Annotated in this window: 10 protein-coding genes; 8 read left to right on the top strand and 2 right to left on the bottom strand. The window is 64.4% G+C overall.

The window, feature by feature from the left end:
* The first annotated feature begins 35 nt into the window (after nucleotides 1–35).
* From DFS21_RS01040 to DFS21_RS01050, 3 genes are read left to right on the top strand one after another with little or no spacing between them, the layout of a single operon-like run.
* A complete protein-coding gene (locus DFS21_RS01040; RefSeq protein ID WP_110700508.1) occupies nucleotides 36–1214 on the top strand; it encodes an amino acid ABC transporter permease in 1179 nt (392 codons plus the stop codon).
* Nucleotides 1215–1224: 10 nt separating this feature from the next.
* The gene (locus DFS21_RS01045; RefSeq protein WP_110700506.1) at nucleotides 1225–2322 is read left to right on the top strand and encodes an amino acid ABC transporter permease; all 1098 of its coding nucleotides are present in this window, start codon (nucleotides 1225–1227) and stop codon (nucleotides 2320–2322) included.
* Between the two features lie 10 nt (nucleotides 2323–2332).
* Nucleotides 2333–3097: an amino acid ABC transporter ATP-binding protein gene (locus DFS21_RS01050; protein ID WP_023629378.1), complete on the top strand. Its 765-nt coding sequence runs from the start codon at nucleotides 2333–2335 to the stop codon at nucleotides 3095–3097.
* A 38-nt stretch (nucleotides 3098–3135) separates the two neighbouring features.
* On the opposite strand, the gene algW is transcribed toward DFS21_RS01050, so the two are convergent.
* Nucleotides 3136–4296, bottom strand: coding sequence for a Do family serine endopeptidase AlgW (gene algW / locus DFS21_RS01055; RefSeq protein WP_046857030.1), 1161 nt, complete (start codon nucleotides 4294–4296; stop codon nucleotides 3136–3138).
* Nucleotides 4297–4501: 205 nt separating this feature from the next.
* Between algW and DFS21_RS01060 the strand changes: the two genes are divergently transcribed.
* The 3 genes from DFS21_RS01060 to cysN all read left to right on the top strand — a co-directional run bounded on the left by DFS21_RS01060 (nucleotide 4502) and on the right by cysN (nucleotide 8265).
* Complete coding sequence (locus DFS21_RS01060; RefSeq protein ID WP_110700504.1) at nucleotides 4502–5260, top strand: Nif3-like dinuclear metal center hexameric protein; 759 nt, start codon at nucleotides 4502–4504, stop codon at nucleotides 5258–5260.
* 170 nt (nucleotides 5261–5430) lie between these two features.
* A complete protein-coding gene (gene cysD, locus DFS21_RS01065) occupies nucleotides 5431–6348 on the top strand; it encodes a sulfate adenylyltransferase subunit CysD (RefSeq protein WP_038707406.1) in 918 nt (305 codons plus the stop codon).
* A gap of 15 nt (nucleotides 6349–6363) precedes the next feature.
* On the top strand, nucleotides 6364–8265 hold the full coding sequence (gene cysN, locus DFS21_RS01070) for a sulfate adenylyltransferase subunit CysN (RefSeq protein WP_111531708.1): 1902 nt from the start codon (nucleotides 6364–6366) through the stop codon (nucleotides 8263–8265).
* A 176-nt stretch (nucleotides 8266–8441) separates the two neighbouring features.
* On the opposite strand, the gene DFS21_RS01075 is transcribed toward cysN, so the two are convergent.
* Entirely contained in the window at nucleotides 8442–8921 is a 480-nt protein-coding gene (locus DFS21_RS01075; protein WP_102685201.1) for an Lrp/AsnC family transcriptional regulator, read from the bottom strand.
* A gap of 127 nt (nucleotides 8922–9048) precedes the next feature.
* Here DFS21_RS01075 and DFS21_RS01080 point away from each other — a divergent pair, with 127 nt between their 5' ends.
* Nucleotides 9049–10245 carry a methionine gamma-lyase gene (locus DFS21_RS01080; RefSeq protein ID WP_110700481.1) on the top strand — a complete coding sequence of 399 codons (1197 nt, stop codon included), beginning with the start codon at nucleotides 9049–9051 and terminating at the stop codon, nucleotides 10243–10245.
* Between the two features lie 24 nt (nucleotides 10246–10269).
* Nucleotides 10270–12960 (top strand): alpha-ketoglutarate dehydrogenase, encoded by a 2691-nt coding sequence (gene mdeB / locus DFS21_RS01085; RefSeq protein WP_111531709.1) that lies wholly within the window; start codon nucleotides 10270–10272, stop codon nucleotides 12958–12960.
* Nucleotides 12961–13115: the final 155 nt, after the last annotated feature.

Consider the following 13115-nt stretch of genomic DNA (forward strand, 5'->3'; position numbering starts at 1 on the left):
CGGGTCGTTCGAATCCCTTCTTTTCGGGGCACTTCATGCAAAATCAAATCGGCGCACGGAAAGGGTTTTCCCTTAGTGATCCACGTGTGCGCGCGTGGCTGTTCCAGATCCTCACGGTGGTCTTCGTGGTGGGCCTGGGCTGGTACCTGTTCCATAACACCCAGACCAACCTGCAGCACCGGGGCATCACCTCGGGCTTCGACTTCCTCGAGCGCAGTGCCGGCTTCGGCATCGCCCAGCACCTGATCCCCTACGTGGAATCGGACAGCTACGCCCGGGTGTTCGTCATCGGCCTGCTCAACACCCTGCTGGTGACCTTCATCGGCATAATCCTGGCTACCTTGCTGGGCTTCATCATCGGCGTGGCGCGGCTGTCGCCGAACTGGATGATCAGCAAGCTGGCGACGGTGTACGTGGAGACCTTCCGCAACATCCCACCGCTGTTGCAGATCCTGTTCTGGTACTTCGCCGTGTTCCTGACCCTGCCGGGGCCGCGGGGCAGCATCAATATCGACGACACCTTCTTCATCAGCAACCGTGGCCTGAACATGCCCGGCGCCGCCATGGCCGAGGGCTTCTGGCCGTTCGTGATCGCATTGGTGCTGGCGATCGTCGCCATCGTGTTGATGGTGCGCCTGGCCAACAAGCGTTTCGATGAAACCGGCCAGCCGTTCCACAAGTTCTGGGTGGGCCTGCTGCTGCTGATCGGCATCCCCGGTGTGTGCGCGTTGTTGTTCGGCAGCCCGGTGCACTGGGAAGTGCCGCAGCTCAAGGGCTTCAACTTCGTCGGCGGTTGGGTGCTGATCCCCGAGCTGCTGGCGCTGACCCTGGCGCTGACCATCTACACCGCGGCGTTCATCGCCGAGATCGTGCGCTCGGGTATCCGTTCGGTCAGCCACGGCCAGACCGAGGCGGCCCGTTCGCTGGGCCTGCGCGAAGGCCCGACGCTGCGCAAGGTGATCATCCCCCAGGCGTTGCGGGTGATCATCCCGCCGCTGACCAGCCAGTACCTGAACCTGGCGAAGAACTCGTCGCTGGCTGCCGGCATCGGCTACCCGGAGATGGTCTCGCTGTTCGCCGGTACCGTGCTCAACCAGACCGGCCAGGCCATCGAGGTAATCGCCATCACCATGAGCGTCTATCTCGCCATCAGCATCAGCATTTCGCTGTTGATGAACTGGTACAACAAGCGCATTGCGCTGATCGAACGGTGAGGGTCCTTCCGTGACAGCCCATGTTTTCAAACCCGACATGCCGCCACCGGTGAAGACCGTTGGCGTGCTCGCCTGGATGCGGGCCAACCTGTTCTCCAGCTGGCTCAACACCTTGCTGACGCTGTTCGCCCTGTACCTGGTATGGCTGATCGTGCCGCCGCTGGTGCAGTGGGCGTTCATCGACGCCAACTGGGTCGGCACCACCCGCGCCGACTGCACCAAGGAGGGGGCCTGCTGGGTGTTCATCCAGCAGCGCTTCGGCCAGTTCATGTACGGCTATTACCCGACGGAACTGCGCTGGCGCGTCGACCTGACCGTGTGGCTCGCCGTGCTCGGCGCGGCCCCGCTGTTCATCAAGCGCTTCCCGCGCAAGGCTGTGTATGGCCTGGGCTTCCTGGTGGTGTACCCGATCCTGGCCTACATCCTGCTGCACGGTGGCACGCTAGGGCTGGACACCGTGCCCACCAGCCAATGGGGCGGCCTGATGTTGACCCTGGTGATCGCCACGGTCGGTATTGTCGGCGCGTTGCCACTGGGCATCCTGCTGGCGCTGGGGCGGCGCTCGAACATGCCGGCGGTGAAGGTGGTCTGCGTGACCTTCATTGAGTTCTGGCGCGGCGTGCCACTGATCACCGTACTGTTCATGTCCTCGGTGATGTTGCCGCTGTTCCTGCCCGAAGGCATGAGCTTCGACAAGCTGCTGCGGGCGATGATCGGCGTGATCCTGTTCCAATCGGCGTACATCGCCGAGGTGGTGCGCGGCGGCCTGCAGGCCATCCCCAAGGGCCAGTACGAAGCCGCCGCGGCCATGGGCCTGGGCTACTGGCGGGCGATGGGCCTGGTGATCCTGCCCCAGGCGCTCAAGCTGGTGATCCCCGGCATCGTCAACACCTTCATTGCCCTGTTCAAGGACACCAGCCTGGTGATCATCATCGGCCTGTTCGACTTGCTCAACAGCGTTAAGCAGGCTGCGGCTGACCCGGCCTGGCTGGGCATGGCGACCGAGGGCTATGTGTTCGCCGCCCTGGTGTTCTGGATTTTCTGTTTCGGTATGTCCCGCTACTCCATGCATCTGGAGCGCAAGCTGGACACTGGCCACAAGCGTTAGGAGTTTCGAAATGAGTGAAGCGATCAAGCAGCCTGCCGGCCCCGAAGGCATCATCCAGATGCAGGGCGTGAACAAGTGGTACGGCCAGTTCCATGTGCTCAAGGACATCAACCTGAACGTGCGCCAGGGCGAGCGTATCGTGCTGTGCGGGCCGTCGGGCTCGGGCAAGTCGACCACCATCCGCTGCCTCAACCGGCTGGAAGAGCACCAGCAGGGGCGTATTGTCGTCGACGGCGTCGAGCTGACCAACGACCTCAAGCAGATCGAGGCGATCCGCCGCGAGGTGGGCATGGTGTTCCAGCACTTCAACCTGTTCCCGCACCTGACCATCCTCGAGAACTGCACCCTGGCGCCCATGTGGGTGCGCAAGCTGCCGCGGCGCAAGGCAGAGGAAATCGCCATGCACTTCCTCGAGCGCGTGCGCATTCCGGAGCAGGCGCACAAGTACCCCGGGCAGTTGTCCGGCGGTCAGCAGCAGCGGGTGGCGATTGCCCGGGCGCTGTGCATGAAGCCGAAGATCATGCTGTTCGACGAACCGACTTCGGCGCTGGACCCGGAGATGGTCAAGGAGGTGCTCGACACCATGGTCAGCCTGGCCGAGGATGGCATGACCATGCTCTGCGTGACCCACGAGATGGGCTTTGCCCGCACCGTGGCGAACCGGGTGATCTTCATGGACAAGGGGGAGATCGTCGAGCAGGCGGCGCCGGACGACTTCTTCGACCGGCCGCGCAGTGACCGGACCAGGCTGTTCCTCAGCCAGATCCTGCATTGATGTACCAGGGGCCGCCCAACGGCCCCACTCCTGTAGCCTTACTTCTCTTCTTTTGCGGCCACCGGCGCTGGTGGTGGCCGCAACCCTACCTCGGCCACCAGCTTGAGCTGCTGACCATTGCGCATCACCTCGATGGTGATCTTCTCGTTGGGCTTGATCCGCGCCACCTGGTTCATCGACTTGCGCCCGTCGCCGGCCGGCTCGCCATTGATGCTCAGGATCACGTCACCCAGTTGCAGGCCGGCACGCGCCGCCGGGCCATCGCGGAAGATCCCCGCCACGACGATACCGGGGCGGCCCTGCATGCCGAACGAGTCGGCCAGCTCCTGGCTCAACGGCTGCACTTCGATGCCCAGCCAGCCACGGATCACCTGGCCATGCTCGACGATCGACTTCATCACCTCCAGCGCCAGCTTGACCGGGATGGCGAAGCCGATGCCCTGGGAGCCGCCGGACTTGGAGAAGATCGCGGTGTTGATGCCCACCAGGTTGCCGTTGGCATCCACCAGCGCGCCTCCGGAGTTGCCCGGGTTGATCGCAGCGTCGGTCTGGATGAAGTCTTCGTAGTTGTTCAGGCCCAGCTGGTTGCGGCCGGTGGCGCTGATGATGCCCATGGTCACGGTCTGGCCGACACCAAAGGGGTTGCCGATGGCCAGGGTCACGTCACCGATATGGATGCTGTCGGAGCGGCCGATGGTGATCGCCGGCAGGCTCTTGAGGTCGATCTTCAGTACTGCCAGGTCGGTTTCCGGGTCGCTGCCGATCACCCGGGCGAGGGTCTCGCGGCCATCCTTGAGGGCCACGACGATCTGGTCGGCGCCGCTGGTGACGTGGTTGTTGGTCAGCAGGTAGCCTTCCGGGCTCATGATTACCGCCGAGCCCAGGCTCGACTCCCAACGCCGCTGCTTGGGCAGGTTGTCGCCGAAGAAGCGGCGGAACTGCGGGTCCTCGAACAGCGGGTGCGCGCTCTTGTTCACCACCTTGGTGGTATAGAGATTGACCACTGCGGGCGCGGCCAGGGTCACGGCATCGGCATAGGAGACCGGCCCCTGCATGAGCTTGGTGGTTTGTGGGGCTTGTTGCAGGTTGACGTCCTGGCTGGGCAGGCCGACCCATTCGGGGAAGCGCTGGATGACCAGCATGGCGATCAGCACACCGGTGAGCAGGGGCCAGCCGAAGTAACGCAGAGCCTTGAGCATGAATCGATCCTGGGAGTGGGACGGGGGCCGTGTCTATGGGCCCGGGGCGCGAGCGGGCGCGATCATACACCTGAAGATACCGAACGGCGATGGCCGGACACCCCGAGCGCCTGCCGGCGGTTTCCCCCACGCCGGCGACGGCCCATAATGGCGGCCATTATAGGGCCTGACGCCCGTCGCAATGCCGAATTCGAGGAGATTTTTCATGGCCGTCGCCCTCAATATCCTGGTCGAGGAAGCCGAGCGCTACCTGGCCAGCGCCAGGATCCAGGATTACTGCCCCAACGGCCTGCAGGTCGAAGGCCGTCCCCAGGTCAGCCGCATCGTCAGCGGCGTGACCGCCAGCCAGGCGCTGCTGGACGCCGCGGTCGAGGCCGAGGCCGACCTGGTGCTGGTGCACCATGGCTATTTCTGGAAGGGCGAAAACCCCTGCATCACTGGTATCAAGCAGCGACGCTTGAAGACCCTGCTCAAGCACGACATCAGCCTGCTGGCCTTCCACCTGCCGCTGGACGTGCACCCGGAGGTGGGCAACAACGTGCAGCTGGCGCGCCAGCTGGACATCACCGTCGAAGGTCCGTTGGACCCCAACAATCCCAAGGTGGTGGGCCTGGTCGGCTCGCTGGCCGAAGCGGTATCGGCGCGGGATTTCGCCCGCCGTGTGCAGGAGGCGCTGGGGCGTGAGCCGCTGCTCATCGAGGGTGAGCAGACGATCCGCCGGGTTGGCTGGTGCACCGGGGGCGGGCAGGGCTACATCGACACCGCCATCGCCGCCGGGGTCGATCTGTTCATCAGTGGCGAGGCGTCGGAGCAGACCTTCCACAGTGCCCGCGAGAACGGCGTCAGCTTCATCGCCGCCGGCCACCACGCCACGGAGCGTTATGGCGTGCAGGCGCTGGGCGATTACCTGGCGCGTCGCTTTGCCCTGGAGCACCTGTTCATCGATTGCCCGAATCCGATCTGACGGCCGCATCGCGGGCGTGCCCCGCGATGCTTTTTTGCCCAAACCCCCAGTCATATCATTAGACCTTTTCGATCTAGCCGCCCGCCTAAATAGAATCAGGTGCTGTGATAAAGTGGCTCGCTCGAACACGGCCCGCAGGCCGTCCATAAGATCGTTTTTCGTGAGTAGCCATGGTCGACAATCTGACGCACTTGAAACAGCTGGAGGCGGAGAGCATCCACATCATCCGCGAGGTGGCCGCCGAGTTCGACAACCCGGTGATGCTGTACTCGATCGGCAAGGATTCCGCGGTCATGCTGCACCTGGCGCGCAAGGCGTTCTTCCCGGGCAAGCTGCCGTTCCCGGTGATGCACGTCGACACCCAGTGGAAGTTCCAGGAGATGTACCGCTTCCGCGACAAGATGGTCGAAGAGATGGGCCTGGAGCTGATCACCCACGTCAACCCCGAGGGTGTGGCCCAGGGTATCAACCCGTTCACCCATGGCAGTTCCAAGCACACCGATATCATGAAGACCCAGGGCCTGAAGCAGGCGCTGGACAAGCACGGCTTCGACGCCGCCTTCGGTGGCGCGCGCCGCGACGAAGAGAAGTCGCGGGCCAAGGAACGCGTCTACTCGTTCCGTGACAGCAAGCACCGCTGGGACCCGAAGAACCAGCGCCCAGAGCTGTGGAACATCTACAACGGCAAGGTCAACAAGGGCGAGTCGATCCGCGTGTTCCCGCTGTCGAACTGGACCGAGCTGGACATCTGGCAGTACATCTACCTCGAAGGCATCCCGATCGTGCCGCTGTACTTCGCCGCCGAGCGTGAAGTGATCGAGAAGAACGGCACCCTGATCATGATCGACGACGAGCGCATCCTCGAGCACCTCTCCGAGGAAGAGAAGGCGCGCATCGTCAAGAAGAAAGTGCGTTTCCGTACCCTGGGCTGCTACCCGCTGACGGGCGCGGTCGAGTCTGAAGCCGAGACCCTGACGGACATCATCCAGGAAATGCTCCTGACCCGAACGTCCGAGCGCCAGGGCCGCGTCATCGACCACGATGGCGCCGGTTCCATGGAAGACAAAAAACGCCAAGGCTACTTCTAATTTCAGGGTTTCCTCATGTCGCACCAATCCGATTTGATCAGCGAGGACATCCTCGCCTACCTGGCCCAGCACGAGCGTAAAGAGCTGCTGCGCTTCCTGACCTGCGGCAACGTGGACGACGGCAAGAGCACCCTGATCGGGCGCCTGCTGCACGATTCGAAGATGATCTACGAGGACCACCTCGAGGCCATCACCCGCGACTCGAAAAAGTCCGGCACCACCGGCGAGGAAGTCGACCTGGCGCTGCTGGTGGACGGCCTGCAGGCCGAGCGCGAGCAGGGCATCACCATCGATGTCGCCTACCGCTACTTCTCCACCGCCAAGCGCAAGTTCATCATCGCCGACACCCCGGGCCACGAGCAGTACACCCGCAACATGGCCACCGGTGCCTCGACCTGCGACCTGGCGATCATTCTGGTCGACGCCCGCTACGGCGTGCAGACCCAGACCCGCCGGCACAGCTACATCGCATCGCTGCTGGGCATCAAGCACATCGTCGTCGCGGTCAACAAGATGGACCTCAAGGGCTTCGACGAGCAGGTCTTCGAGTCGATCAAGGCCGACTACCTGAAGTTCGCCGAGGGCATCGACCTCAAGCCGAGCAGCCTGCACTTCGTGCCAATGTCGGCGCTCAAGGGCGACAACGTGGTCAACCGCAGCGAGCGTTCGCCGTGGTACACGGGCCCGGCGTTGATGGAGATCCTCGAGACTGTCGAGATCGCCGCCGACCGCAATGTCACCGACCTGCGTTTCCCGGTGCAGTACGTCAACCGCCCGAACCTCAACTTCCGCGGCTTCGCCGGCACCATCGCCGGTGGCGTGGTGCACAAGGGCGACGAGATCGTCGTGCTGCCGTCGGGCAAGAGCAGCCGGGTCAAGTCCATCGTCACCTATGAAGGTGAACTGGAGAACGCCGGGCCTGGCCAGGCGGTGACCCTTACCATGGAAGACGAGATCGACATCTCCCGTGGCGACCTGCTGGTGCATGCCGACAATGTTCCAACGGTGGCCGACCAGTTCGACGCCATGCTGGTGTGGATGGCCGAGGAGCCAATGCTCCCGGGCAAGAAGTACGATATCAAGCGCGCCACCAGCTATGTGCCGGGTTCGATCGCCAGCATCACCCACAAGGTCGATGTGAACACCCTGGAGCAGGGCGCGGCCAGCGCGCTGCAACTCAACGAAATCGGCCGGGTCAAGGTCGCCCTGGACAGCGCCATCGCCCTGGACGGTTACGAGAGCAACCGCACCACCGGCGCATTCATCGTCATTGACCGCCTGACCAATGGCACCGTCGGTGCCGGCATGATCATTGCCCCGCCGGTTCTGCCGCACGGTGGCACTGGCCAACACGGCAAGTTGGCTCATGTGTCCACCGAAGAGCGCGCCCTGCGTTTCGGCCAGCAACCGGCCACCGTACTGTTCAGCGGCCTGTCGGGCGCCGGCAAGAGCACCCTGGCCTACGCCGTGGAGCGCAAGCTGTTCGACATGGGCCGTGCAGTCTACGTGCTCGACGGCCAGAACCTGCGTCACGACCTGAACAAGGGCCTGCCGCAGGACCGCGCCGGGCGCACCGAGAACTGGCGCCGCGCCGCGCATGTGGCGCGTCAGTTCAACGAGGCCGGGCTGCTGACCCTGGCCGCCTTTGTCGCCCCCGATGCCGAGGGCCGCGAGCAGGCCAGGGCGCTGATCGGCAAGGATCGCCTGGTGACCGTCTATGTACAGGCGTCGCCGCTGGTGTGCCGCGAGCGTGACCCGCAGGGCCTGTATGCCGCCGGTGGCGACAACATCCCGGGCGAGAGCTTCCCGTTCGATGTGCCGCTGGATGCGGATCTGGTGATCGACACCCAGTCGGTCAGCGTCGATGAAGGCGTGAAGCTGGTGCTGGATGTGCTGCGTCAGCGTGGGGCGATCTGATTGATTGCCTGATGTGAAAAACCCCGCTTCGGCGGGGTTTTTCATTTAGGGCTGCTTTGCAGCCCATCGCTGGCAAGCCAGCTCCCACAGGATGGCGCAGGGTTTCAGGTCAGCGCGGTCGGTGTGGGGCCGGCTTGTCGTGGCGACGAACCGCGGCGATGGGCCGCAGGGCGGCCCTAGATATGCGTTTCGGAAACGGGAATCACCCGTCGCTCTTTCACCGCCTTGTACGAAAAGCTCGAATAGATCTCCTTCACCCCCGGCAACCGCTGCAGCACCTCGCGGGTGAATTCGCCAAACGATTCCAGGTCCCGCGCCAGGATCTCCAGCAAAAAATCATAGCGTCCGGAGATATTGTGGCAGGCGACGATCTCGGGGATCTCCATCAGCCGTTTCTCGAACGCCAGGGCCATTTCCTTGGTGTGCGAGTCCATCATGATGCTGACGAACGCGGTCACCCCGAAGCCCAGCGACTTGGGCGAAAGAATGGCCTGGTAGCCGGTGATGTAGCCGTTGTCCTCGAGCAACTTGACCCGCCGCCAGCATGGCGAGGTGGTCAGGGCGACCTGGTCGGCGAGTTCGGAAACGGTCAGGCGGGCGTTGTCCTGCAGGGCAGCGAGCAGGGCGCGGTCGGTACGGTCGAGCGCTGAAGGCATATCTTGCCCTCCATCTTCAATTTTTGTTGTTTTTCTTTCAAAACATGCCCGATTGCGTGGGCAAGTTTGGAAAAAGCGCGGCAGCTTGGTGGCATAAGCTTATAACAAACCACAAGAGACTGTTGCCATGCGCGACTCCAACAACAACACCGGTTTCTCCACGCGGGCCATCCACCATGGCTATGACCCGCTGTCCCACGGCGGCGCCCTGGTGCCGCCGGTCTACCAGACCGCCACCTACGCTTTCCCGACGGTCGAGTACGGCGCCGCCTGCTTCGCCGGCGAAGAGCCGGGGCACTTCTACAGCCGTATTTCCAATCCGACACTGGCCTTGCTGGAGCAACGCATGGCGTCGCTCGAAGGCGGCGAGGCCGGGCTGGCGCTGGCCTCTGGGATGGGCGCCATCACCGCCACGCTATGGACCCTGCTACGCCCGGGCGACGAGCTGATCGTCGGTAGCACCCTGTATGGCTGCACCTTCGCCTACCTGCACCACGGCATCGGCGAGTTCGGCGTGAAGATCCGCCATGTCGACCTCAACGACATTCCGGCACTGAAGGCCGCGATCACCGCGAAGACGCGAATGATCTACTTCGAGACGCCGGCCAACCCCAATATGCAACTGGTGGATATCGCCGCGGTGGTCGAGGCTGCACAGGGCCATGACCTGAGCATCGTGGTCGACAACACCTACTGCACGCCCTACCTGCAGCGCCCGCTGGAACTGGGCGTCGACCTGGTGGTGCACTCGGCCACCAAATACCTGTCCGGGCATGGTGATATCACCGCCGGCCTGGTGGTGGGGCGCAAGGCGCTGATCGACCGCATCCGCCTGGAAGGGCTCAAGGACATGACCGGCGCCGTGCTCTCGCCCCACGATGCCTCGCTGTTGATGCGCGGCATCAAGACCCTGGCCCTGCGCATGGACCGTCACTGCGCCAATGCCCAGCAGGTGGCCGAGTTCCTGGCGCAGCAGCCGCAGGTCGAGTTGCTGCATTACCCAGGCTTGCCATCCTTCCCGCAGTACGCGCTGGCCCAGCGGCAGATGCGCCTGCCGGGCGGGATGATTGCCTTCGAGCTGAAGGGCGGGATCGAAGCCGGGCGCCGTTTCATGAACGCCCTGCAGCTGTTCAGCCGCGCGGTGAGCCTGGGCGATGCCGAGTCGCTGGCCCAGCACCCGGCGAGCATGACCCATTCCAGCTATACCCAACAGCAGCGTGCCGAGCATGGCATCTCGGAAGGGCTGGTGCGCTTGTCGGTGGGGCTGGAAGACATCGATGACCTGCTTGCCGACATTGCCCAGGCCCTGAAGGCCTGTGCCTGAACCGCCACGGACGAGGCCTGCGCGATGGTAGCGATGATGAACCCGAACGAGCCGTTGACGGCCCTTGATGCCGCCCTGGACAGCGACCCAGCGGAAACCGCCGAGTGGTGCGAGGCGCTGGCCTCGACCCTGGCCCACTGCGGCCCGGCGCGGGCGCGCTACCTGTTGCAGCGCCTGCAAGCCCATGCCCTCGAGCTGGGCCTGGAGCGCGAGGCCCAGGCCTTCTCGGCCTACCGCAATACCGTGCCGGTGGAGCAGCAGGGCGCCTACCCCGGGGATCTGGACCTGGACGAGCGCATCACCAGCATCCTGCGCTGGAATGCGCTGGCCATGGTGGTGCGCGCCAACCATGCCTACGGCGAGCTCGGCGGGCATATCGCCAGCTACGCTTCGGCGGCGGAGATCTTCGAAGTCGGTTTCCAGCATTTTTTCCGCGGCGAGGGCGGTGGTGAGCGGCGCAGTGGCGACCTGGTGTTCTTCCAGCCGCACTCGGCGCCGGGCATCTATGCCCGCGCCTTCCTCGAAGGGCGCCTGAGCGAGGAGCAGTTGGCCAACTATCGCCAGGAGGTCGCCGGCAACGGGCTGTGTTCCTACCCACACCCATGGCTGATGCCCGACTTCTGGCAGTTCCCGACCGGCTCGATGGGCATCGGCCCGCTCAACGCGATCTACCAGGCGCGCTTCATGCGTTACCTGCAACATCGCGGGTTGCTCGACACCTCTGGCCGGCATGTCTGGGGTGTGTTCGGCGATGGCGAGATGGACGAGCCGGAGTCGACTGCCGGCCTGACCCTGGCTGCCCGTGAAGGCCTGGACAACCTGACCTTCATCGTCAACTGCAACCTGCAGCGCCTTGACGGCCCGGTACGCGGCAATGGCCAGATCATCCAGGAACTCGAGGCGTTGTTCAGCGGCGCCGGCTGGAACGTGATCAAGGTGCTGTGGGGCTCGGAGTGGGACGCACTGTTCGCCCGCGATCATGAACATGCGCTGCTGCGTCAGTTGGCGGCGACACCCGACGGGCAGTTCCAGACCCTCGGTGCCAAGGACGGCAGCTACAACCTCGAACACTTCTTCAAGCAGAACCCGGCTTTGCAGCGCCTGGTGGCGCATATGAGCGCCGAAGAGATCAACGCCCTCAAGCGCGGTGGTCATGATTTTCGCAAGCTGCATGCCGCCTATGCCGCCGCCAGGGCGTGCAAGGGCCGGCCGACGGTGATCCTGGCCAAGACCAAGAAAGGCTATGGCATGAGCAGTGCCGGCGAGTCGCGGATGACCGCGCACCAGGCCAAGAAACTCGATGTGCAGGCGCTGCTGGCCTTCCGCGATCGTTTCCATTTGCCGTTGTCGGATGAGGCGGTGGAGCAACTGCGTTTCTATCGCCCGGCCGAGGACAGTCCAGAGATGGTCTATCTGCGCCAGCGCCGCCAGGCACTGGGTGGGCCGTTGCCGCTGCGCCGCAACGACTGCGCCACCTTGCCCCTGCCGGAACTGGAGGCGTTCGGCGGTTTCGCCCTGCACGCCGAGGGCAAGGAGATGTCCACCACCATGGCCGCCGTGCGCTTGCTGGGCAACTGGCTGAGGGCGCCTGGGTTGGGGCCGCGGGTGGTACCGATCGTCGCCGACGAGGCGCGCACCTTCGGCATGGCCAGCCTGTTCCGCCAGATCGGCATCTATTCGCCCCACGGGCAACGCTACGAACCGGAGGACGCGGGCTCGCTGCTGGTCTACAAGGAGGCGCGGGATGGCCAACTGCTGGAGGAGGGCATCACCGAGGCCGGGGCGATCTCCTCATGGGGCGCGGCAGCCACCGCCTACGCGGTGCATGGCGAGCCGATGCTGCCGGTGTACATCTATTACTCGATGTTCGGCTTCCAGCGGGTCGGCGACCTGATCTGGGCCGCCGCCGACCAGCGCGCCCGAGGCCTGTTGCTGGGTGCTACCGCGGGGCGCACCACGCTGGGTGGCGAGGGGCTTCAGCACCAGGACGGATCGAGCCTGGTCATGGCCGCGACGGTGCCCAACTGCCGGGCCTGGGACCCATGCTTTGCCGGCGAGCTGGCGGTGATCCTCGACCATGCCGCGCGGCGCATGCTGGTGGAGCAGCAGGACGAGTTCCACTATGTGGCGGTGATGAATGAAAACTACCCGCAGCCGTCGTTGCCCGAAGACATGCACGACGATGTACTGCGGGGCATGTACCGGTTTGCCCGGCATTCCTCGGCCGCTCCCCGTGGCCAGGTGCGCTTGTTGGGTTCGGGCACCATCCTGCGCGAGGTGATCGCTGCCGGTGAGTTGCTGGCCAGTGACTGGCAGGTCGACAGCGAGGTGTTCAGCGTCACCAGCTTCAGCGAACTGGCGCGTGGGGCCAGGGATGCGCAACGCCTGGCAATAGCCGGGGAGCAGGTGGATTGCCATGTGCGTCGTTGCCTGCCCGGCGACGCCCCGGTGATCGCGGCCAGCGACTATGTGCGTGCCTGGCCGCAGTTGATCGCCGAGTATGTGCAGGCGCCCTATACCACCCTGGGCACCGATGGTTTCGGGCGCAGCGATACCCGCCAGCAGTTGCGACGGTTTTTCGAGGTGGACCGGTATGCCGTAGTGCTGGCAGCGTTGTACGGGCTGGTATGTCAGGGCGTAATGCCGGCGGATGTGCTGGCGCAGGCGCGGGCGCTTTATGGCATCGGCGAGGAGGGGGCGGCCTGGTATCGCTGACGAGGTCTGGGCCGGCTTAATCGCGGGGCAAAGATTAGGCTGTGAGTTAAATGGAACTGCGTGGGAGCGGGCTTGCCCCGCGATGCGGTGTATGGCACCGGTGTCGCCGGTGATCGCGGGGCAAGCCCGCTCCCACGCAGATCCCGTTTGCACTT

The sequence above is a fragment of the Pseudomonas sp. 2848 genome (genome assembly GCF_003253945.1).
In the GTDB taxonomy this organism is placed as follows: Bacteria; Pseudomonadota; Gammaproteobacteria; order Pseudomonadales; family Pseudomonadaceae; genus Aquipseudomonas.

What these genes read in the sequence shown, in the direction of transcription:
- DFS21_RS01080 (WP_110700481.1), top strand. Translation starts at nt 9,049, where the DNA reads ATGCGCGACTCCAACAACAACACCGGTTTCTCCACGCGGGCCATCCAC.
- mdeB (WP_111531709.1), top strand. Translation starts at nt 10,270, where the DNA reads ATGGTAGCGATGATGAACCCGAACGAGCCGTTGACGGCCCTTGATGCC.
- DFS21_RS01060 (WP_110700504.1), top strand. Translation starts at nt 4,502, where the DNA reads ATGGCCGTCGCCCTCAATATCCTGGTCGAGGAAGCCGAGCGCTACCTG.
- cysN (WP_111531708.1), top strand. Translation starts at nt 6,364, where the DNA reads ATGTCGCACCAATCCGATTTGATCAGCGAGGACATCCTCGCCTACCTG.
- DFS21_RS01075 (WP_102685201.1), bottom strand. Translation starts at nt 8,921, where the DNA reads ATGCCTTCAGCGCTCGACCGTACCGACCGCGCCCTGCTCGCTGCCCTG.
- cysD (WP_038707406.1), top strand. Translation starts at nt 5,431, where the DNA reads ATGGTCGACAATCTGACGCACTTGAAACAGCTGGAGGCGGAGAGCATC.
- DFS21_RS01040 (WP_110700508.1), top strand. Translation starts at nt 36, where the DNA reads ATGCAAAATCAAATCGGCGCACGGAAAGGGTTTTCCCTTAGTGATCCA.
- DFS21_RS01050 (WP_023629378.1), top strand. Translation starts at nt 2,333, where the DNA reads ATGAGTGAAGCGATCAAGCAGCCTGCCGGCCCCGAAGGCATCATCCAG.
- algW (WP_046857030.1), bottom strand. Translation starts at nt 4,296, where the DNA reads ATGCTCAAGGCTCTGCGTTACTTCGGCTGGCCCCTGCTCACCGGTGTG.